The organism is Nostoc sp. (genome assembly GCF_054880495.1).
This window is the reverse complement of record NZ_JBTYKD010000367.1, coordinates 1-22,392: the sequence shown is the minus strand read 5'-3', so window position 1 is coordinate 22,392 and position 22,392 is coordinate 1. Positions and strand designations below refer to the sequence as shown.

Sequence of the window (22,392 nt, the reverse complement as noted above, 5' to 3'; positions counted from 1 at the left end):
TAGTTCCCCTTCTCCCAACTTGGGAGAAGGGGTTAGGGGATGAGGGCAAAACGCCTTCTCAAAGCAGATTTTTTCTTAAGTTGACACCAATGAGCTTTTTCTGTGCCCCTACCGCGTGGTCTATTTACCTGAAAATAGCTGTAAGTCTCAGTATGTTTTCAAAATTCAAACTGGATTCCTAAGCTAATCGGCATTAAAGTTGCATAATCAGGGCGGGCTAAATGCCTACCTCACAAGATATTCAGAAAATTTTAATATGCAAATTAGATATGCTTTAGCTTATAAGTAGGAAGGCACAGTTAAATATAAGATAAAACCTCACCCTCAATCCCTCTCCGTGAGTTCGGAGAGGGAAGCCGGAGGCAGAGTAAGGTTTTATATTTAATTTGACCCACTTACTTAGCAACTTGGATTAATAGTAATTCCTTCTGTCATATTTGAGTATTTATACTCAAATGCGAGCCATTTTTTTAATCATTTTCATTTATGATTTTGATAAACAATTATATTGGCTATTATCAGTAGTTTCTCTTAAAGTAAAATAACCTAATTTTAAATATGCCTAAAAGATATTACTCATGGAAAAGATTAATCCCATTCCAGAAATAGTTGGTGAAACAACTGACGTGGAATCTTGGCTGATTCGAGCGGGGCTAAGATTTTCAGACTTAGGTAAGGATGCCGCCAGTATAGCAATCCGCAAGCAATGGCGAGAGTACCAAGCCGCAGTGCAAAGATGCTGTGCAACTCTACACCAACCACCGTCAAGTGTTCAACTAAGTGGCGACTATGCCAAGCTGAGAATACCTGGTGGTGCATCAACTTATTCTCAAGCTAGGGCGGTGAAGTTTCCCAGGCGTGAGAGTGATTCCTTTGATCACTGATAACTGTGTGACTAATTCTCCTGTTGCACGCCGTTTACTACTGGCTTAACTTCCGAAAATGGATTAGTGCCGCCACCCCAGTTAAAATCACTAATTCGGATGCTAAAGCCGCCTAACTCCAGCACCGGATTGTAACGCAAGGTGATGCCATAGGTGCGACGGCTATATTCCAAAATGTAGTCGGTACTAGTTTGTGTACCAGTATCCAAGTTAATAGATGTTTGGAAGCCTAAGCGAAAAGGTCCGTAGATTTGCTGTGATATCCCAGCGTTCAACACTTTGTTATCAACGGAGCGATCAAACAAAAAGGGTGATAATCCGTTGTTTAAGCCTTGGGAGTAACTAATATTAAAGGCGGTATAGTCTAAATAGGGTCGAGAAAAATGACCAATTTGACCTAGTAAGCCAATTGTAGCAGTTAAGGTGCTTTGGTTATCACCATTGCTGTAATAACTGCTAGTGCCTGTGAGGCTAGCGATCGCTTGCAAGTAAGGAACTACAGGTTTAGCCGTGTATCGTAATCCCCCAGTGGAAGTGGGTGGTAATGGTTTTCCCTGCCACAGTAACAGTCCACGACCGAGAGTAACGCTGCCTTGTAAACGACTTAATGAGATGCGATTATTTTCCCGCTGCGGTTTTAGTAAGTCTTGGCGATCGGTGTTGGCATCGATATACTGAGCGCTTGCCTGATAGTTGAGGTTGATGCCACTTTTTCCTAGAGGAATCACAGGAGAGATAATAATGCCGCCAAAACTGCTTTGGACAGTTTGAAAGCCGAGGCTACCATTGTAAAGGCGATCGCGGTAGTTATATTGCAGATTAAAGATGTAGGGAAGGCGATTGCCTAATGTCTGGCGCAATGCAAAATTCGCCCGCAAATTGTTTTCCACCTGGCTCAAGTCAAGACTGGTTAACTGCCCAGTCCCCTGAAATGTTGTCCGTGGACTCAAAACGGAATTTATCGTTGTCTTCACACCAAACAGTGCGCCTAAGTCACCCGTACCTTGTTGCACAGCTCTCTCTAATAATAACTGGGGCGTGATCGTCCAGCGAGTCTGGCTTGTACTAATCACTGAAAAGCCACGCTCAATATAAAAACCACCCCGATCAGTTCCATCAAAGCCAGGAGAGACTATAAAGGGTGTAACGTCCCGCTCCCGGCGGTCAATAGTATGCTCATCCAGCGGAATTGGTAAGGAGAGTGTTTGATCAAATACCAAACGCTGTCGCTGTGTCCTGATGCGGTCTACCAAGGGTGATTCTCGCGTCAGAGTTACTTTGTCTGCGCGTAATTCTAGTTCTGGGGGCGAAAAAGGATCATTGGTGATGCGGACATCGCTTGCTTGCCAGCCTTGCGGATAGAAGTTAATGTGTTCAGCTTCAAACCTGAGCCGATTGACTACACCCCCACTTTTCGGTGGCGGGATGTTGGTAGCATTTGCCTGGCCACCAATTGTCACATCAATTCCTCCAGGGCTGCTCACACCGGAAAGGGGCTGATTGGCTCGAATGCGATCGCTTGGCGGAAGTTTTGAGACTCCACTAGCCGTTACATCGGTGGGTGAGAAAGCAAAATCTGTTTGGGCTGAGGGTACATAAATTTCTCCTCTACCATTTTCCAGTTCCCCACTATCTTGAACAAAGTTATAGGTAAAGCGTTGTCCACGCAGTATCTGATCGCCCCGGGTTAAAGTTACGTTGCCTTCCCCCGCAGCGATCAAATTGTCCAAATTGACTTGCAGGCGATCGGCATCTACCACCGCCCCATCAAATCGCACAACTACATTACCTACAGCTGTAACAATTCGCCGTTGCTCGTCATACTCTTGGCGATCGGAAGTGACTTCCACAGTTCTCCGTCTGACTGGCGGCGTGCTAGCTGGCGCGGTTGTAGCAGATGGTTGACTTTGTGGCTGATTAGTGGCATAACCCTGTGGTACTTGGCTTTGTTGCTGGGTTTGAGACTTGAATTCTACAATAATCGGCGTTGAGGGTTGGTTTGTCGGGCTGCGAGACTTGAATTTTATAAAATTTTGTACTGATTGAGAACTCGGTGCAAGATCAGCAGCAGATACAGAGATATTGTCTGCTTCTGGAAACTGTTGTGCAGTAATATCACTTTGCTGTTTTTGTTGGGTTAACTTCTCAGCTAAAATTTCCGCCTTCGACTCAACTAACTTGTCAGTGTTTGTGACACTTGGAGCAATGTCAAGCGGAGACAGAGGAGCAGAGAGCATGGAAGCAGAGAGCATGGAGAATGGGGGAAGTTTCTCATCATCTGTCCCAATTCGCACTCCGTAGGGGTTTTGAGTCTTACTGGTCTGATGGCGATTAGGGGCTAGAACTTCCTGCATCGGATAACTAACTACCACCGGCTGCCCCAAAAGTGCAGCACTCCTAGAAGCGGTAAGGGGGGAAAATTCTAGTGGAAAGGTTTCTGATGAATGAGGTATAGAGGAAGTTTTGGCAACTACCAAGTCATCCTGAGTTGAGTTTATCGGAGTTGGCAATGGCGGATTACTCTTGGTGTCATCCGCAATTGCCAACTGAGCCAAATCCTTGGGCTGCTGGGATTTGTCTGTCTTTTCGTGTATTCCAGTTTCTACACCTGAAAGAAACTTTGTATGACTAAAAGATGAGGCAGGATTTACAGGTTGTAAAGATTCGAGGATAGGAGGCGGATTGGGCGGCAGAACTGGATGAAGCATATTTGAGCAAAATCGGGCTAACAAACAGCCAAATGACCGACGGAAGGATAAATATACATTTTGCCTTCCGACTGTCGCCTTCTGCTACCTGGAGCAAGCCACTTGGAAGAGGAAACTTATCACTTTGAAAGTTTAGTAAGTTTCCGTGGCGTTTAGTATCTTCCGCCTTCCAAAGTCGCGGATGATTTATCGTTCTTTTACTCTGAGTCCCGACGGCCGGGGTTACGAGCGGGATCGTTCGACAAAAATCCGAAGACGAAGAGAGCGGCGAAGAAGGCAACAACAATATAAACAGCGATTTTTAAAGTCAGCATAGAAATATCTCCAACGGGTAAGACAAAGAGAGCTTTTCTTTCAGAATCTGCCATGCAGAAAAGATAGCTCCTTTATATTACCCAAATCTCGTCCATTTTTTAGAGAACTCTGGGGATTGGGGATTGGCAGTGCCTATCCTACGGTTATTGATAATGGTGCAAGATGTCAGTTGTCTGACTTTTAGATGCCCTTAAAAAATAACTCATACCATTTTAGATTTTGGATTATGAAACATCCATTGGATAAGCGTTTCAGGTTTCCATTTGTCGCAATCATTTTTAAAATTGGTATCAGAGACTATTTACTCTTGTGACGCTGACTAACGGCAAAGGTTTCTTAAAAAAGGGAACAGATTACACGTTACAAAAGGATAGTTATCAATACGCTTGGTGTTAGACTCTAAAAACCTTAGATTGTGTAGGTTGGGGAGCCACTGCGTTGGGCAGCTCTGCCGACTTAAAGCAAGTGGCGTTTGAGGAACGTAGCTTTCCTCCCGCAGGGTAACCCAACATTTTCGGGCATTTGTTGGGTTTCACTTCCCTACGGGACGCTGTTCGCGTTCGTTCAACCCAACCTACTATTATCGTTAACCCAAGCGTATTGGGATAGTTATTATGCCCAATGCCCAATGCCCCATACTTCTCTACGAGAGGCTGCGCCAACGGCAACGCTCAGTACAAGTGCCCAATGCCCTATTTCTCAGCTTGAAGTAATGCTTAAGTCTTTGCCAATTCGGTTTTTGATTACTCGTGCAGGTATGCCTACAGCAACGGAGAAAGGAGGAATATCTCTATTGACAACTGCTCCCGCACCAATAACACTGCCTTTGCCGATAGTAACGCCATCTAATACTGTTACTCCATGCCCTAGCCAACAATCATCTTCAATCACAATTCCCTTGCGAGTAACGCCTTGGTATTTAATCGGCTCTATCGGATCGGCAAAATTATGATTATTGGCATATATCCCTGAGTGGGCAGCAATCATACAGTGTTTACCAATTTTAATGTCTCCTGGCCCCTCAATAGACACGTTGGGAGCAATGAAGGTGTCTTCATCAATATGTATATACGTATCTGACAAAGACCCTATATCAACATTACGCTCAATAGCGACTCTATTTCCTAGATGAATTCTATTATTTTTGTGTCCTCTAGCATCCATCCGTACACCTTTGAAAATATATACTCCACTGCCGATCTCAATACAAGAAGTACCGTTAAATTCAACACCATTTTGAATATAGACTGGGCTGCCGATCTGGGCAAAAATACTACGATATCCCAAATTACGCAACTTTGGCCCCAGAATCAGTGTGGGAATATCTCCTAACACTGTAGTTACTAAAAGTTCTTGCACGCGCTGCAATTTTGAAAAATATTGCTCGTTAGGCATGGCTAGATATCTCTTTAATCAATTGTTGTTGGCAGTGTTGAAAGTTGTTTTGGCTCTATCCTCATATTCTGCCAATCCCAACAGTGTTAATATTCCTTGACACAGAAGGTAAATTGGCAGTATTACCCAAATTTCCCCAGATTTTTAGATGGTTTTTCAAACATTGGAAAACCATAGTCTGGCTTTGACTATGTGAGAAATTCTTTAGCTTAGGTGTGTATAATCACTCAATTTATCTGCACAATTGCGTTAAGTCGCTAGAAGCTTTTGTACCATAGGTACGTAAAAATTTGGCTTCTTTTTCATCAGCTAAATTAACAAAACAATTTCAGTGCATTGCAGCGTCAAAACTCAGACTATTAAATTGTCTGATAGGAAAATTTGCTGGTTTAGATAGGCTACTGTTTTCGTTCTGCGGCAAATTTGCAAAGCTTGTTACGCAACTAGTACCGCTTCGCGTAATTCGTAATTCGTAATTCGTAATTCGTAATTACGTTTTAGCAAGGGTTTCAGAGATTACAAATGGGTGGCTTATTTACGCCGTGCTGTACTAGGGATAGAGTTGTTTCCCTTGAGGCTACTTCCTCTCAAGCGGTTTTAGTCTTTTGAAACAACTTAGTTCCACAAGCTATTTTGCAACAAAAAATACATTTAACTAGACTATTTCAAAGATTTAGATAAAATTTCTGCCTAGCGTGACAATGTAATTATTGTTGGATTTATTTGGGTATTTTTGCCTAAATAAAATCCAATTATGGTGGATTATCTCCCACATCAGCCATCACATTGAAGTTAACCATCGGTGCAAACAAGTAAGCGCTTCCCCGACTGCTATGACGGCTTTCTTGCAACGAATTTTTCGAGTATGCGGCTCCAATCATGTTGCACTCGGATGATTTACACACTAACCGATTCACGCTTGTAATTAGATGAATGGTTTTTAATAACAATTGTTTTTAACGATAACACATTTTATTTTTAGTGGAACACTCTCAATAAATAAGTTGATTTCCAGGTTGCTTGTTGATGAGAATGGCAGAAATCAGTTAACTTTTTTACTCAAGCGATGCCTACGGTGGTCACTGAGCTTTGTCATTTGCGCAGCATCTCGTAGAGAAGTGTGGTCAAAGCCTACGCTACCCTCAAATAATTTTATACACTTAGATTAAATACCTTCAGGATGGGAAGTTAAAAAATGCTGTCAGCCGTTAATTGGCATTTTTGTGTATAAATTTGTAAATCACCCATTCGGGTGAGCCAAGCGGGGGATGCGTTCTTAATACTACTTATTATAAATTCTATTGAAAGAGAGCTAAAACGTAACTTAGTTTTCAGGAGAAGTCCACAAAAGAAGATCAAATGCCCAAATTGAGGTATCGGTTTTAACTCACACACTTGGTTTAAATTATTATGGCTTTAATTAAAGAAATTGTGCAACAAGCTCTAACTACAGGCTATCTGAGTGTTGTAGCTGAGGATAAAGTGCGATCGCAACTTCAAAGTAATTATGACTCAGAAGACCTAGATGCCTGGATCATTTTGCAGCGAGCTATTGTAGCAGGTGATATCAAACAAGAGTCGCGCCGAAAAAAAGCTTCTCTCTCTCCTAAAGCCAAGGACACTTCATCAAGTATCAAACTTGCTTATCAAATGGCAGCAGAAATTGCTTATGCAGCAGCTGTAGCTCTGACGATGACAAAAAATACTCACGATCAGCCTTCATTAGGTGCATAAAATAACACCTTCGTAAGTTATTTTCCTGATTTAGTGTGAAGATTTAATACCAAGTAGTTAGCGCTCGCTTTTTCTGATTAACTGCTTGGTAAAGTTTTCATGCGATCTAATTTCAGCTGATTCGCATCACCTTAAGCTAACCTTAATCTTAGACTGCTTCTTTGCCAGCCCAATTTTATTAAAAAATAATTAAAAATTTGACTTTCCTGGACACAGCTATGAGGAATTTTCAGCCTCAGCCAAGACCAGAGAATTGATCCCCGCAATCAATACTAAAATAAATATAAATTATTTATTCCAAACTAAACTTTTTTAAGTGATCCAGTGCCAGTAAATGATTAAATCTTAATATACCAAGTATATGGCTGAGGGTAACGTATAGAATTAGAAACACCTTGGTATAAACTTTAGCAACGAGGTTAAAAATAATTCTCAATGTTTAACAAAGTCATCGCTTTTTCACAAACTACAGTATAAAGAATTGGCAACATTGGGTAAAGAGAGTAAATAATAACCATAGCTAAACTTGGAGTTTTGCCAACCTATGCAGCCAATTCGCACATTTAACGTATCTCCTTCATTACCGCCGCGGCTCGAACCATTACGGCGGCTAGCATATAACTTGCACTGGGATTGGAATGTTGACACTAAAGATTTATTTCGTCGCTTAGATTCTGACCTCTGGGAGTCTAGCCATCATAACCCGGTGTTAATGCTGGGTACTATCTCTCAATCGCGGCTTCTGGAAGTTGTCGAAGATGAAGGCTTCTTAGCGCAAATGGATCGATCTGACCGTCAGTTAGATGATTATTTGCAAGAGCGCACCTGGTATCAGAAACAACGGGAGCAGAAACCAAAAGAATGCTACGCCTATTTTTCGGCGGAATTTGGACTTGTAGATTGTTTGCCCGTCTATTCTGGGGGCTTGGGTGTTTTGGCGGGGGATCACCTCAAATCTGCCAGTGATCTGGGGCTACCGCTTGTAGGTGTAGGTTTACTGTACCAGCAAGGCTACTTTGCTCAGTATCTCAATGCTGATGGCTGGCAGCAAGAACGCTACCTGCTCAACGATTTCTACAATATGCCCTTGCATCTAGAGCGCAATGCCGATGGTTCAGAACTGCGGATTGCGGTAGATTATCCAGGACGCAAGGTATATGCCAGAGTTTGGCGCGTACAGGTAGGAACGGTTCCCCTATATCTGCTGGACACCAACATTGAACCTAACAATGTTTACGACCACGACATCACAGATCAGCTGTACGGTGGCGACATCGATATGCGTATCCACCAGGAAATCATGCTGGGAATAGGTGGTGTGCAAATGCTCAAAGCCTTGGGGCTGAAAGTCACCGCCTACCACATGAATGAAGGTCACGCGGCCTTTTCCGCCCTAGAGCGCATCCGCTTCCTGATTCAGGAAGAGGGACTGGATTATCCCCAAGCTAAACAGGTGGTGGCTTCTAGTAATATTTTTACCACCCACACGCCAGTACCGGCGGGAATTGACTTGTTCGCTCCTGACAAAATATTGTACTACTTAGGGTACTATGCAGAGATATTTGGGTTGCCCAAAGAGCAATTTTTAGGACTGGGGCGCGAGAATACAGGCGATTTATCTGGGCCTTTCAGTATGGCGGTGCTGGCGTTGAAGATGGCAACATTTTCTAATGGTGTAGCACAACTGCACGGTGTGGTGTCGCGGCAAATGTTCCAGGGCTTGTGGAAAAAGGTGCCAGTAGAGGAAGTGCCGATCGCCGCAATTACTAACGGTGTCCACGCCCGGAGTTGTGTGGCAAAATCGACTCAAGAGTTGTACGATCGCTACCTGGGGCCAAACTGGTCATCAGCACCGCTAGATAGCCCATTATGGGAGCGGATGGAGGCCATACCCGATGAGGAGTTGTGGCGCAATCACGAACGCTGCCGCTTAGATATGGTTTTGTATGTGCGAGAGCATTTGGTCAAGCATTTGCGCGATCGCGGTGCTTCTGCCTCCGAAATTTTCCAGGCACAAGAAGTTTTAGATCCTTACGCTTTCACCATTGGCTTTGCCCGTCGGTTTGCCACCTACAAACGTGCTACCCTCTGGATGCGTGATTTGGAACGCATTAAGCGGCTTTTGCTAGCTAACAAAGACCGAAAAGTCCAATTCGTGATTGCTGGTAAGGCACATCCTAAGGATATTCCCGGTAAAGAACTGATCCGTGATATCAATCACTTTATCAAGGAACAACATTTAGAAAAACAGGTAGTGTTTGTTCCCAATTACGACATTTACATATCCCGGTTGATGGTTGCAGGTTGCGATATCTGGTTAAACACACCGCGTCGTCCACGGGAAGCCTCTGGTACCAGTGGGATGAAAGCAGCAATGAATGGATTGCCGAATTTAAGTGTACTAGATGGCTGGTGGGATGAAGCTGATTACGTCCGCACAGGCTGGGCGATTGGACATGGAGAGAATTACGACGATCCTAACTATCAAGATGAAGTAGAAGCAAACGCTCTTTATGAGTTGTTAGAAAAGGAAGTTGTACCACTATTTTATGAACATCGGGATAGTGATGGCTTGCCCCGTCCGTGGGTTGCCAAAATGAAGGATGCAATTCGGTTGAATTGTCCCTTCTTTAATACAGCGCGGATGGTAGGAGAATATGCACAAAGAGCTTATTTTCCGGCTAGCGATCGCTATCATACCCTGAGTGTTGATAACTATGCTCCAGCTAAAGAACTAGCTGCTTGGAAAGAAAAACTGGGCGAACACTGGTTCAACATCAGAATCAAAGATATTGACGTATCGGCAGCTTCAGACATTGAGGTTAACCAAACTGTTGCTGTCAAAGCCCAGGTTGACTTGGCAACTTTGACAAATGATGATGTACAGGTGGAGCTATATCCAGGTGCGATCGATGCCAATGGTGAGATTGTCAACGCTCTGCCAGTGGTGATGCATTACCAAGGGGAGGATGCACAGCAATTGAGTATTTACACGGGTAATATCACCTATACGGCTTCTGGTTTGCAAGGCTTGTCTTTGCGTGTATTGCCGAAAAATCAAAACCTAGCTAATCCCTATGAACCAAGGTTAATTGCTTGGGCAGAATAAGAGGGCTGAGTATTTATTGAATACTTCAGACTAGGCGTTGCTGATTTAAGTTTAGCAACGCCTTTTATTTGGGAGCATCTCATCTCGTAAAAAGCCTTGTAAAACCTCACCCCAACCCTCTCCGTGGTAAGGAGAGGGAGCAAGAATCTTGTTTCTCGTCTGGTATATTTGCTTTCACTGAGATGCTCCCCTTTTATTTTGCCATGTAGCCACGCTCCGAAAATAATTATTGCTAGAATTATGAGCAATTATAAGGGAAATGCGATTTGACTGGGATAATCACAAAAGTCAGCTTCTTAAGCAAAATAGGGGATATTCTTTGGAAGAGGTCGCTACTATTTTGGCAGGTGATTATGTAGAACGAATAAAACGAGATGATCCAGAACAATTTATTGCTATTGGATATCAGGGAAACACCCTTTTGTCAGTTATTTACGAAGTTCGTTATGATGATGAAGGTGAATATATTTGGTTAATTACTTATTGGAAAAGTACGAGACGGGAGAGAGAAATCTATGAACAATATTTCTATTAAAGAACTTGAGAAGAAAATTGAGGCAGGAGAGGAAGTTGTAGATCGTTATTTTGACTCCACGACAACCAGAGTCGGAACGCCTCATCAAATGATCTCACGAAGAAGACAGGATATAGTAACAACAAACCTTGAAATTCCTAGTCCAATGCTTAACGAACTCGATGGAATGGCAACTGAACTCAATATTAGCCGTCAAGCTCTGATTAAAATGATGTTAAGACGCGCTCTTGATGAACATTATCTGGCCAAGAACCAGATTAAATCAGAAATTTGATATCTGCAAAGTTTTTGCGGTTCGATGGTGGGTGCGTGTGCAAAGCCGTGTGATGCTAATTCTAAGCCAAAGTTGATGGTGCGATCGCCGAAGGGTAGGTTTTTGTTAGCTGGGTAGCATCCCACATGATATTTACTAAAGTATTTGTGGCTGAGTTTGTCGGGGAGGCGACTTTCAGTGGCGTTGGGTATGAGGGTAGGTGCATCTACGGCGATGATGGCTGGTTCGTCTGATTGTACCTTCAGATTGATCCAGGTAAGGATGTCTGTAATGGCTGATTTGCGATCTAAGTCTAGTAGTTGTAGTTGTCCATCTATCCATTCTAAGCAGGATAATCCACTTGGTTGCGATCGCCAGCCTAAATCAATGCCAATAAATTTCATACTTATAACACGAATTTGCGATTATTTTCCCATTTTGCAGCAAGAATTAACCTAAATTTACTTGTAAAAAGTTAGGGAAAATAATCCTATAATCTTAAGAAGCTTGTCTTAATTTATTTTATCTGGCGATAAGTTAATCAAGATTATTCCGATGCAGATTTTATTTTTACATCCCAATTTTCCTTCGCAATTTCGCAACCTAGCGACAGTTTTAGGTAAGGATAAGAATTACAAAGTTGTCTTTGGGACAAATCGTCGTGAAGGGGAAATAGCTGGCGTTTATAAAGCTATTTACACTCCTTCTCGTGAACCTGCTCCCCAAACCCACCACTATGTTCGCAGCCTGGAAAATGCTGTTCTCACCGCGCAGGCTGTCTATCGCATGGCAGAAAAATTAAAAGCTGAGGGTTTCGTTCCAGATATAGTTTATGGTCATTCTGGTTGGGGACCGACTTTATTTATGAAAGATGTTTTCCCCAAAGCTGAATTATTATGTTATTTCGAGTGGTTTTACCATGCTCACGGTTCGGATGCAGATTTTGATCCCAATGAACCATTGAATGCTGATGATGAATGTCGCATCCGCGTCAAAAATACGCCGATTTTGACTGATTTATATAGCTGCGATCGCGGACTTTCTCCGACTAATTGGCAGCGCCAGCAGTTTCCGAAGGAATATCATAGCAAACTCACTGTAATTCATGATGGTATTGATACCAAATATTTTGCTCCCAAACCAGGTGCAAAGTTAGTTTTACCAAGAATAAATCTTGATCTTTCCCATGTGGAAGAGTTGGTAACTTATGTGGGACGGGGGATGGAACCTTATAGAGGTTTTCCACAGTTTATGGAAACGGTGGCCTTACTTCAGCAGCGACGACCTCAGTGCCATGTAGTAGTTGTGGGAGAAGATCGGGTTGCTTATGGTAAAAATCTCCCCGATGGTCAGACTTATAAACAATTAATGTTGGAAAAATTATCTTTGGATTTATCGAGGCTGCACTTTACAGATAGGCTTCCTTATAATGAGTACCTCCAGGTTTTGCAAGCTTCTTCTGCTCATGTTTATTTAACCCGTCCCTTTGTTTTATCCTGGTCAATGTTAGAAGTAATGGCCGCAGGATGTTTATTAGTAGCTTCTAAAACTCCGCCAGTATTGGAGGTCATACAGGATGGGGTGAATGGACTGCTGGTAAATTTCTTTTCTCCTCAGAATATTGCTAATAGGGTTGAAGAGGCACTGAACAATCCTCAGGAGATGAATACAATTCGGGCGAATGCGCGAGAGACAATTATCAAGCGTTATGATTTGGCAAAACTTTTACCACAGCATTTGCAATGGATGTTCGCTGGTAAAAGTTCTAATAGCTTGAAAAACCGCCCACCTTCTAAAGGATTTGGGAGAAATTAAATGAAATTAGTCATTGGTCATTAGTTACAACCAAAAAAGGACAAATGACAAATGACAGAGAAATATAGAAGCGATATTTAAAATGCGAATTATTTTTACTATTGCCCATTTTTTCAAACCTAGCAGTGATGGTAGTCATGCTTCCCAACGCAAAGATCCGCAACCCCGTTTACAGGCGTTAACTAAAAGTCTTACCGCTTTACATCAATTATTTGGGAAATCTCAAAGTATCATCAACATTGCTCAACGACTAGCTTTCCCTGCTAACCAGCCGCAGTCTCACGAACTAGATATTGTTATTTGTACAACCAAAGATAATCATCTTCTGAGTCAGCTTCCCTTACCATCCCATTTATATAGGCATCATTCTACTGATGTAGAACCTCTACTTTTGGGGTTTGAGTGCCAAGCTGTTCTGCAAAGTTGTCTCGGTCAATATGATTACTACTGCTTTATTGAAGATGACGTAATTATTCATGACCCTTGGTTTTTTATAAAATTAAACTGGTTTACCCAACAAGCTGGTGACTTAAACTTACTCCAGCCAAATCGTTATGAAGTCTCGCCTTACGGTTTGGTTCACAAAGCTTACATTGATGGGGATTTGGCTTTACGAGTAACTGCTCCCTTTCAAAATGTGCAGGAGCAACAGGAACTCAACGGTACAATTCTGAATACACCAATTACCTTTCGTCGTGCCCTCAACCCTCATTCAGGCTGCTACTTTTTAAACGTAAATCAGATGGCTCATTGGGCTAATCAAACTTATTTTATTGACCGAGATACTAGCTTTGTTGGTGCTCTAGAAAGTGCTGCTACTTTGGGAATTATGAAGACATTCCGAATTTACAAAACTTCACCGGAGCAAGCCAGTTTTTTGGAGATTCAGCACTTTGGAACCGGATTTCTAGGGCTAATTGGAGGACAAGTGGGTTTTGCAGAGAGCTAAATCGAGTGAGTTTGGTGAGAAAGATTAGTCTGATCGCTACCTTTAAAAAATAAATAACAGATACTGAATTTAAGAATTGCAACAGATATATTAGGATAACCAATAGATTCAAAAGCTTCAATAATTGCTTTTTTTACATCTCCGTTTTGTATAGTCAGAATGCCTGGGACATTTTCCATAACAACATACCAAGGACGTATTTCTGATACAACACGTACAAATTCATAAAATAAACGATTGCGGGGGTCTTTATGATCACGTTTTCCTGCTACTGAGAAACCCTGACATGGCGGCCCGCCTATAACAAGATTTACTTCAAGCCGATTTGTTGTAAACAATTATGGGAATCAAACTGTTCGATATCTCCGCAAAAGTGATGACATTGGGGAAAGTTATTTTTATGGGTAGCAGAAGCGATTTGGTTGATTTCAACACTAGCTAAGGGTTTAAATCCAGCTTGAACTAGTCCTTGTGTTATTCCCCCTGCTCCACAAAACAGATCGATGAAGGTGTAATTAGATGGTAGATTTGGCACAGAATCAACTTCAATAAATATTTTGTTTGGATCGGAGTCATTTTGATCTAGTTCTCGTTGGATACGTTCATAACGTCCTAATTCGGGTTTTTTTTGCTTTATAGTAGAGTGATTTTCCTCGTTAGGAAAAAAAGAAAGTTGGGTTCCTTGCATTTTTTGCTTGATATTGATGTCTGCTTCAGTATGACATATAGTCTTTTTCCAGAAACCCACAAAAGCGATCGCAACCAATTGCTACCAAAAACTGAACACTAAATTGTGACTAATGGTTTTTCAACAGGGGTAGGCGTGGTTAGCGGATCAAATCCTAACTGCTCAGTAATGCGCTCTCTGGCTAAAAGGCGGTATTCCCAAAAATGCTCGCCAGCAGCACATAAACCCAAATACATATTTACGAATTGCGGCTTGGTGCGGAGAATAACCCAAAGCTGTTGCCAAAATTGACCCCGAATTTCCCGCCGTTTCCAGCCTTGACGCCAGAGCAAGTTTGCAAGTAGTCGCAGTCCTTTGCCAGGAGGAAAATACATCGTCTGCTGTAGTTGGGGATTAGGTGTAATCTTAAGGCATTGTTCAAAACAACGTCGGAGATAGTTCTTGGGTTCGTACATTCTCCAAATTGCCTCTAAATATTCTTTAGCAACTTCAGCCATCGACCGACTAGGAACAAAATTCATTAAGGAATTCTGATCCCCCACCTCTAAAACTCCAAGTCCTTCTAATAATCGCTCCTCTTTTTTTAGTCTTTCCCAGAGGGCAGTATTGGGAAGGGCTTGGAGTATACCTAGCATCGGTTGAGGAATGCCGGTTTCTTCAACAAAAGCTTGAATCCGCTCTCCAGCGCCAGCCTTTTCTCCATCAAAACCAATGATAAATCCTGCATAGATCAACAATCCAGCTTGATTGATAATACGACAGGCTTCTAACAGGGGATTGCGGGTATTCTGAAACTTGCGAGTGCTTTGCAGGCTGTCTTGATCTGGTGTTTCGATACCCAAAAAGACTGCGTAGAAACCAGCTTTAGCCATTAGTTCTAATAGCTCAGTATCTTCTGCTAGATTGATGGAAGCTTCAGTCATGAAGGTGAAGGGATAATTGCGTTCCTGCATCCACGGAATTAATTCTTGTAAGAGGCGTTTCACATTGCGCTTATTACCAATGAAGTTATCATCCACTATGAATATAGATCCGCGCCAGCCTAAGTCATAGAGGCTTTGGAGTTCTGCTAGGCTTTGACTGGGTTCTTTGGTACGTGGTTTGCGGCCGTATAGATTGATGATGTCACAGAATTCGCATTCAAAAGGACAACCCCGAGAAAACTGGATGGCCATCATTAAGTAATCATCTCGCTTGAGTAAATCAAAGCGAGGTATGGGGCTTTGGGTTATATCTGGTTTTTCCAGGGCGCGAAAGGTTCCTTGTTCTTCACCTTTGGCGATCGCATCTAAAAATTGGGGAACTGTAATCTCCCCTTCATCTAAAATCAAATAGTTAGCTCCTGCTTTCAGTGCAGGTTCTGGCACTGAGGTTGGATAAGGACCACCCACAGCCACTTTTTTCCCCAACTGCGCTGCTTTGTGAATTTGGGCAAGAAAGTCTTCTTTCTGTGCAAGCATGGCAGAAACAATCACTATGTCGCACCATTGCCAATCAACATCCGTTTCTTGATTAACATTGCGGTCATAAAACCGAATTTCCCAGTCTGTTGGTAGCATCGCGGCAACAGTCAGAATACCTAGCGGCGGAACAGATGCTTTAAGTCCCGCTATTTTCATAAATTCGTCGTAAGACCAAAAGGTTTTGGGAAAGCGGGGGTAAAGTAAGAGTGCTTTCATTCCTGTAATCCTCTAACTAAATTTGGATTGGGATATTTTATACTTCTGAGAAATCCTTTTTTTTTGATCAGGATTGCAGAGATGATGCTAAGGATTTGTGTAAAAATAACCTGAACAGTTTTTATCTGGAAGCTAGATTTGCAATCCGTTTGAAACAAAATTTGTACAACTTATTTTTACATGATGCCTAAGATCGCACCATCTTCATTCTTTATTTATTTGTCTGAAGACAGACATCGCGCAATTTGCAAATCTGGTTTTGCAGTTACTTGGCAGTATTATGATCGTTGTAATCAAAGCTAATAAAGAATTTGTGGAGCGAAAAAATGCTTGCTAGATCAAACGTCTTGTCGTTAGACGAGAAAGAAGTAGTAAAGCTTTCATCAGCAGACTCCCCGAAGTAGAAAAATTAACTCACAATTCCCAGGTTACTGTACTTTCTTAGACAAAAACTTAAATTTTGTCTATTTCTGTAAAGAAAAGGTGATAAATCGCTTAGATCCCACCGCTTCCGAGGGGGTAAGCGCTTTACTTCCCGCCTATTGAGTTAAAATCTCTGATCCGGTAACGGCGAGTTAACCTGGAAAATGTCAAAATTAAATGAGTTTTGCGTAGGCGGACACTTCTATGGAGAAGCAAGCTACGCCTAGCGTCTGGTAGAGAAGCGACTTGTCGCTAAACATCGCCACTTCACATAACGCGGATTTGAGATAATTAAGTTGGAATTTATGGGCAAGCAACGTGTTCTTTCTGGAGTTCAACCAACTGGCAATTACCATCTAGGTAACTACTTGGGAGCCATTCGCAACTGGGTAGAAGGTCAGAGCGAATACGAAAATTACCTTTTTGTCGCTGATTTGCACGCGATTACAGTGCCACACGACCCAACACAGTTGGCAGCTGATACCTACACTCTTGTTGCTCTCTATCTAGCTTGTGGTCTTGATTTAAATCACTCCACCATCTTTATACAATCCCACGTTTCAGCCCACAGTCAACTCACCTGGTTGCTGAACTGCATTACACCTCTAAACTGGCTGCAAGATATGATCCAGTTTAAGGAAAAGGCTATGAAACAGGGAGAAAATGTGAGTGCAGGCTTATTGGATTACCCTGTGCTAATGGCAGCTGATATTTTGCTTTACCAAGCGGATAAAGTGCCAGTGGGTGAAGATCAAAAGCAACACTTGGAATTGACACGGGATATTGCAGCTCGGTTAAATCACCAATTTGGTAAACCAGATCAGCCAGTTCTGAAGTTACCAGACCCTTTGATTCGTAAGGAAGGGGCAAGGGTGATGAGTTTGGCGGATGGTACACGCAAAATGTCGAAATCTGATCCTTCGGACTTAAGCCGGATCAGTTTGCTGGATTCACCAGAACAGATTGAATACAAGATTAAGCGTTGTAAAACCGATCCGATTCGTGGGCTGACTTTTGATGATCCAGCGCGTCCAGAGTGTAATAATTTGTTAATGCTGTATACATTGCTTTCTGGTAAAACAAAGCAAGATGTAGCAGTTGAGTGTCAGGATATGGGCTGGGGACAATTCAAGCCATTGTTGACGCACACGATCATTGAGTCCCTAAAACCAATCCAAGAAAAATATCAGGCGATAACAGACGACAAAGCCTATTTGCAGTCTGTGTTACGGGATGGAAGGGAGAAAGCAACTGCGATCGCCAATCAAACTTTATCACAAGTAAAAGCTGCTTTAGGCTTCTCTCTTCCTCTATAAGTTTTCATTTTTAGGTGTGATTTGCTATACCATTTAAGAAATTGAAATTCTTAATTTTATGCATCACACCCATAGCCCCACAGCCTTCAAGAGAGCTGTACAAGCAGGTGAATTTCTCGTTACCGCCGAGGTAGCACCGCCGAAAGGGGGAGATCCAGCGCACATGATTCAAATGGCGGCGACTCTTAAGGGAAGGGTTCATGCTGTCAATGTTACTGATGGTAGCCGCGCCATGTTAAGGATGTCTTCGTTAATGGCGTCGGTGATTTTGTCACAAAAGGGTATAGAGCCGATTTGTCAAGTTGCTTGCCGCGATCGCAATCGCATTGGTTTACAAGCTGATTTGATGGGCGCTCATGCCTTGGGCATACATAACATTTTAGCTTTGACTGGCGACTCAGTAAAAGCAGGCGATCATCCAGATGCCAAAGCAGTGTTTGACTTGGAATCTGTGCGACTGCTGCAACTGATTCGGAAGATGAATCAAGGCGTTGATTGCAACGAGAAACCTTTGACTGATGGAGCGTTAGATTTATTTGTGGGTGCAGCAGTAGATCCGCAATGTCAAAGTTGGTCGGGTTTGCAAAGTCGATTTGAACGCAAAATCGAAGCCGGAGCGCAGTTTTTTCAAAGTCAGTTAATTACCGATTTTGAGCGGCTAGAAAAGTTTATGGATTTAATTGCTGCTGGCTATAAAAAACCGATTTTGGCAGGAATTTTTCTGTTGAAGTCGGCAAAAAATGCCCAGTTTATTAATAGATGTGTTCCGGGTGTAAATATTCCCCAACATATTATTGATAGATTGGCAAAAGCCAAAGATCCTTTTGAGGAAGGGATAAAAATTGCTGCCGAGCAAGTGCAAATAGCGCGGCAATTATGTCAAGGTGTCCACATGATGGCAGTGAAACGGGAAGATGCGATCGCGCCAATTCTAGATTTGGCTGGGGTTGCTCCAGTGAATCAGTTGGTATCCAAGTAAAGGAGATATAGCGTTTAACCTCATGCCGATAAGCTGTGCTTTATCTCCCCTCTCTGTGACTTCCCAGAGGGGTTGGGGGTAAGGTTTTGATATGTACTTCATGCACCTGGAAACCGTTATAACGAATCTTTTATTAAAGCAGATGGGAGCAACCATCTGCTTTTTTTATGCTGCTCTAGATTTATTCTATTTTTTAGTACAGCATGATTTCATGCCTAAAATCACTATCGGTGGTAGAACCTACAATTTCAGGAATATTAATTAATATACAGCAGATTACAGGTTCATGAAGTACAATACTAAATCAGATTTCACTAGACCGCAAAGTTTTGCGATCGCCCGAATGCATAACTAGCAAGTTGGGTTGTTAGGCATTACCTCCAAGTAAATTTTACCTTGCCAGTTGGCATCTTATTAGTCTAGTTCCCGGTGCGAAACTCAGAAAGCTTATTCTATAAAGCCTAAAAACCTTAGCTGAGGTTGCTGGAAATAGCTTAAATCCATATCGTCATTTTTTGAAAATTTAGTTTCGCACCGGGAACTAGTCTAAATACCTACCATAAAGTTATCAGTTATGATTTTCACTTCTCACTCTTATAAAGGGCGCTCATGTCAGAAGTTTTTGCTACTACTGGAACCATCGCTGCGATCGCTACTGCTGTTGTCCCTCAACAAGGTAGTGTTGGTATTGTGCGGGTATCGGGTTCCCAAGCAATAGCTCTAGCCCAAACTCTGTTTCATGCACCAGGGCAACAAGTTTGGGAAAGTCACCGAATTCTCTACGGTTATATTCGCCATCCCCAGACGCAACAACTGGTGGATGAAGCTCTGTTACTGCTCATGAAAGCACCCCGTTCTTACACCCGTGAAGATGTAGTAGAATTCCATTGCCACGGCGGAATTATGGCAGTGCAGCAAGTGTTACAACTGTGTTTGGAAAATGGGGCAAGACTAGCGCAACCCGGAGAATTTACTCTCCGCGCCTTTTTGAATGGACGATTGGATTTAACTCAAGCCGAAGGTATTGCTGATTTAGTGGGAGCTAAATCACCCCAAGCTGCTCAAAGTGCTTTAGCTGGTTTACAGGGAAAATTAGCTCATCCAATCCGGCAGTTACGCGCTAACTGTTTGGATATCTTGGCAGAAATCGAAGCTCGAATTGATTTTGAGGAAGACCTTCCTCCGTTGGATGATAAAGTCATAATATCAGATATCGAGAAAATTGCTGCCGAAATTACGAGATTATTGGAAACCAAAGATAAAGGTGAGTTGCTACGCACTGGTTTAAAAGTGGCAATTGTGGGGCGTCCGAATGTGGGAAAGTCGAGTTTATTGAACGCTTGGAGCCGGAGCGATCGCGCGATCGTTACTGATTTACCCGGTACAACCCGCGATGTAGTGGAATCTCAGTTAGTTGTTGGGGGAATTCCTGTGCAAGTACTAGATACTGCGGGGATTCGGGAAACAACAGACCAAGTGGAAAAAATTGGCATCGAGCGATCGCGTCGTGCTGCAAATGCAGCTGATTTAGTTTTGCTTACCATCGACGCTTCAGCTGGGTGGACCGAAGGCGATCGAGAAATTTACGAACAAGTACAACACCGTCCATTGATTTTAGTAATTAACAAAATCGATTTAGTAGAAGAAAGCGAAAGAAAAACTCTTCAAGCTCAAATCGTTCGATTGAGCGTTCGCGGAGCGTCTCGTAGAGAAGCCGAAATCCAAAATCGTTCGACTGAGCGTTCGCGTAGCGTTCCGCAGGAAAGTCCCAAATCTAAAATTGTCACAGCAGCAGCCCAAAATCAAGGGATTGATGCTTTAGAAGCAGCAATTTTAGAGCTAGTTAAAGCAGAAAAAGTGCAAGCGGCTGATCTGGATTTAGCCATTAATCAAAGGCAAGCAGCAGCCTTAACTCAAGCTAAAATCTCTTTGGAACAGGTACAAACAACAATTGCCCAGCAGCTCCCTCTTGATTTCTGGACAATTGACTTACGCGGTGCGATTCAAGCACTAGGAGAAATTACTGGTGAAGAGGTTACAGAATCAGTTTTAGATAGAATTTTTAGTAAGTTTTGTATTGGTAAGTAAATTCCAAAATTGCGAAAGACAAAAAGAATTGTACCGTATACATTTACCATTTACGGATAAGTCTAATGGAGTTGGTAGTTAAGTAGGAAGGCACAATTAAATATAAGATAAAACCTCACCCTCAATCCCTCTCCGTGAGTTCGGAGAGGGAAGCCAGAGGCAGAGTAAGGTTTTATATTTAATTTGACCCACTTACTTATTTGGTCTTTCGCTATGAATATGAAATACCTCCACAAGTCAGCTAAATTTATATGTCTTTTCTCAATGAAATTAATCCTGTCAACGTATTGATTGTGGGAGCCAGCCAAGGTATTGGTTTAGGTTTTGTGAAAAAATTGCTGCAAGATGACAGAATAGCCAAAGTTTATGCAACTTCTCGTCAACCGGAATCAGCTTTGGATTTAATAGCTCTTGCAGGCCAACATTCTGAGCGATTAATTTGTCTAAAGATGGATATTATTGACGAGTTGCAGATTGTTGAAGCTGTTCAAAAAATATCTGCCCAAGTTGACAAACTGCATTTGGTAGTCAACTGTGTAGGACTGCTGCATGAGGATAATTTGCAACCTGAAAAAAGCTTAAGACAGATAAATTCAGAAAATTTGCTGCGTTACTTTCAGATCAATAGTATTGGTGCTGTCTTGTTGGCTAAACATATATTGCCTCTGTTTCGTCATGGAGAACGCAGCGTGTTTGCCACTATTTCTGCTAAATTGGGTAGTATTGGCGATAACCAACTTGGTGGATGGTATGGCTATCGCGCTTCTAAAGCAGCACTCAATATGTTGATGCGAACTGCGGCAATTGAGTATAAAAGAAGTTGTCCTAAAGCATTAATAGTGACATTACATCCTGGTACAACTGATACGCGCCTTTCTCGTCCTTTCCAGGTAAATGTACCTGTGGAACAATTATTTTCAGTGGAACGTACTGTTATCCAATTATTAGCTGTGATTGAACAGCTTCAAGAAGGCGATAGTGGACAGTTTTTCTCATGGAATGGAAACAGATTGCCTTGGTAACTGCGTTACGCTGGTGCTAATGAAACTCACGTTACTTGTAACCAAAGCCTATGAAGTTTTTTGTACCAGCAGCCAAGGATGATATTAAAGCGGAGCAGGTGTATAGCGCTCTTGGTCAGTCTCTCAAAGCACCAATAACCCAAAAGCGTATTTGGAAGTTACAGTGGCGTGACAACGAAATTGATCTGAAATCCGAGGTAGGTAAACCTTTACCATCTTCTTACCAAACTGGGAAAGAACTAGTTCTGGCAATCTTTGAGTGTGAAAACCTTTATAAGATTTGTACTCTTAGCCGGGGAGGAGTAAAGGGAGAACCTATCTTGGTTGGAAAAAACTCTCAATCATCAGCAATATATTTTTCAGATATTGTAAATAACTGAAAAATATATTTGAAGGTGCGATCGCCTTACAGCAATTTTCAGGTAATTGAACCACAAACTGCGGTAGGCTGGGAAGGGAGTTATTGTTAGATCCGATGCCAATATCTTACTCAGGAGATT

General features: G+C 42.3%; 19 protein-coding genes and 1 pseudogene. 12 read left to right on the top strand and 8 right to left on the bottom strand.

The window, feature by feature from the left end:
* Positions 1-578: 578 nt before the first annotated feature.
* Complete coding sequence (locus tag ACYTXL_RS30930; protein ID WP_461927961.1) at positions 579-884, top strand: hypothetical protein; 306 nt, start codon at positions 579-581, stop codon at positions 882-884.
* 11 nt (positions 885-895) lie between these two features.
* Here ACYTXL_RS30930 and ACYTXL_RS30925 read toward each other — a convergent pair whose 3' ends face one another.
* From ACYTXL_RS30925 to ACYTXL_RS30910, 4 genes are all read right to left on the bottom strand, one after another.
* Positions 896-3,592, bottom strand: coding sequence for a DUF3769 domain-containing protein (locus ACYTXL_RS30925; protein ID WP_461927960.1), 2,697 nt, complete (start codon positions 3,590-3,592; stop codon positions 896-898).
* Between the two features lie 197 nt (positions 3,593-3,789).
* Positions 3,790-3,906, bottom strand: coding sequence for a photosystem II reaction center protein I (locus ACYTXL_RS30920; protein ID WP_292796444.1), 117 nt, complete (start codon positions 3,904-3,906; stop codon positions 3,790-3,792).
* A 700-nt stretch (positions 3,907-4,606) separates the two neighbouring features.
* Positions 4,607-5,302: an acyltransferase gene (locus ACYTXL_RS30915; protein ID WP_461927959.1), complete on the bottom strand. Its 696-nt coding sequence runs from the start codon at positions 5,300-5,302 to the stop codon at positions 4,607-4,609.
* Positions 5,303-6,054: 752 nt separating this feature from the next.
* Entirely contained in the window at positions 6,055-6,183 is a 129-nt protein-coding gene (locus ACYTXL_RS30910) for a hypothetical protein (RefSeq protein ID WP_292796415.1), read from the bottom strand.
* Between the two features lie 529 nt (positions 6,184-6,712).
* On the opposite strand from ACYTXL_RS30910, the gene ACYTXL_RS30905 reads away from it, so the two are divergent.
* From ACYTXL_RS30905 to brnA, 4 genes are all read left to right on the top strand, one after another.
* Positions 6,713-7,036: a hypothetical protein gene (locus ACYTXL_RS30905; RefSeq protein ID WP_461927958.1), complete on the top strand. Its 324-nt coding sequence runs from the start codon at positions 6,713-6,715 to the stop codon at positions 7,034-7,036.
* A gap of 544 nt (positions 7,037-7,580) precedes the next feature.
* Complete coding sequence (glgP, locus tag ACYTXL_RS30900; protein ID WP_461927957.1) at positions 7,581-10,145, top strand: alpha-glucan family phosphorylase; 2,565 nt, start codon at positions 7,581-7,583, stop codon at positions 10,143-10,145.
* A 259-nt stretch (positions 10,146-10,404) separates the two neighbouring features.
* Positions 10,405-10,680, top strand: a complete 276-nt coding sequence (locus tag ACYTXL_RS30895; RefSeq protein WP_461927956.1) for a BrnT family toxin — start codon at positions 10,405-10,407, stop codon at positions 10,678-10,680.
* Positions 10,661-10,954: a type II toxin-antitoxin system BrnA family antitoxin gene (gene brnA / locus ACYTXL_RS30890; protein WP_461927955.1), complete on the top strand. Its 294-nt coding sequence runs from the start codon at positions 10,661-10,663 to the stop codon at positions 10,952-10,954. The genes ACYTXL_RS30895 and brnA overlap by 20 nt, the downstream gene beginning before the upstream one ends.
* Here the strand turns inward: brnA and ACYTXL_RS30885 are convergent.
* A pseudogene (locus ACYTXL_RS30885) lies at positions 10,948-11,337 on the bottom strand (DUF429 domain-containing protein); the annotation flags it as partial. The gene brnA and the pseudogene ACYTXL_RS30885 sit on opposite strands and share 7 nt — an antisense overlap.
* A 151-nt stretch (positions 11,338-11,488) precedes the next feature.
* Here ACYTXL_RS30885 and ACYTXL_RS30880 point away from each other — a divergent pair.
* Together ACYTXL_RS30880 and ACYTXL_RS30875 are read left to right on the top strand one after the other, a co-directional pair.
* The gene (locus ACYTXL_RS30880; protein WP_461927954.1) at positions 11,489-12,748 is read left to right on the top strand and encodes a glycosyltransferase family 4 protein; all 1,260 of its coding nucleotides are present in this window, start codon (positions 11,489-11,491) and stop codon (positions 12,746-12,748) included.
* An 82-nt stretch (positions 12,749-12,830) separates the two neighbouring features.
* Complete coding sequence (locus ACYTXL_RS30875; protein WP_461927953.1) at positions 12,831-13,697, top strand: calcium-binding protein; 867 nt, start codon at positions 12,831-12,833, stop codon at positions 13,695-13,697.
* Here ACYTXL_RS30875 and ACYTXL_RS30870 read toward each other — a convergent pair.
* The 3 genes from ACYTXL_RS30870 to ACYTXL_RS30860 are packed head-to-tail and all read right to left on the bottom strand — an operon-like array spanning position 13,694 to position 16,064.
* Complete coding sequence (locus ACYTXL_RS30870) at positions 13,694-14,035, bottom strand: DNA cytosine methyltransferase (protein WP_461927952.1); 342 nt, start codon at positions 14,033-14,035, stop codon at positions 13,694-13,696. The genes ACYTXL_RS30875 and ACYTXL_RS30870 overlap by 4 nt on opposite strands.
* Positions 14,008-14,463, bottom strand: a complete 456-nt coding sequence (locus ACYTXL_RS30865; protein ID WP_461927951.1) for a DNA cytosine methyltransferase — start codon at positions 14,461-14,463, stop codon at positions 14,008-14,010. Before ACYTXL_RS30865 ends, ACYTXL_RS30870 begins: the two co-directional genes overlap by 28 nt.
* A gap of 20 nt (positions 14,464-14,483) precedes the next feature.
* Entirely contained in the window at positions 14,484-16,064 is a 1,581-nt protein-coding gene (locus tag ACYTXL_RS30860) for a B12-binding domain-containing radical SAM protein (RefSeq protein WP_461927950.1), read from the bottom strand.
* A 728-nt stretch (positions 16,065-16,792) separates the two neighbouring features.
* On the opposite strand from ACYTXL_RS30860, the gene trpS reads away from it, so the two are divergent.
* The 5 genes from trpS (at position 16,793) to ACYTXL_RS30835 (ending at position 22,272) form a co-directional block, all read left to right on the top strand.
* Positions 16,793-17,803, top strand: a complete 1,011-nt coding sequence (gene trpS / locus ACYTXL_RS30855) for a tryptophan--tRNA ligase (RefSeq protein ID WP_461927949.1) — start codon at positions 16,793-16,795, stop codon at positions 17,801-17,803.
* 58 nt (positions 17,804-17,861) lie between these two features.
* Positions 17,862-18,782 carry a methylenetetrahydrofolate reductase gene (locus ACYTXL_RS30850; protein ID WP_461927948.1) on the top strand — a complete coding sequence of 307 codons (921 nt, stop codon included), beginning with the start codon at positions 17,862-17,864 and terminating at the stop codon, positions 18,780-18,782.
* A gap of 609 nt (positions 18,783-19,391) precedes the next feature.
* The gene (gene mnmE / locus ACYTXL_RS30845; RefSeq protein ID WP_461927947.1) at positions 19,392-20,870 is read left to right on the top strand and encodes a tRNA uridine-5-carboxymethylaminomethyl(34) synthesis GTPase MnmE; all 1,479 of its coding nucleotides are present in this window, start codon (positions 19,392-19,394) and stop codon (positions 20,868-20,870) included.
* 251 nt (positions 20,871-21,121) lie between these two features.
* The gene (locus tag ACYTXL_RS30840; protein WP_461927946.1) at positions 21,122-21,892 is read left to right on the top strand and encodes an SDR family NAD(P)-dependent oxidoreductase; all 771 of its coding nucleotides are present in this window, start codon (positions 21,122-21,124) and stop codon (positions 21,890-21,892) included.
* Positions 21,893-21,942: 50 nt separating this feature from the next.
* Positions 21,943-22,272 (top strand): hypothetical protein, encoded by a 330-nt coding sequence (locus ACYTXL_RS30835; protein ID WP_461927945.1) that lies wholly within the window; start codon positions 21,943-21,945, stop codon positions 22,270-22,272.
* Positions 22,273-22,392: the final 120 nt, after the last annotated feature.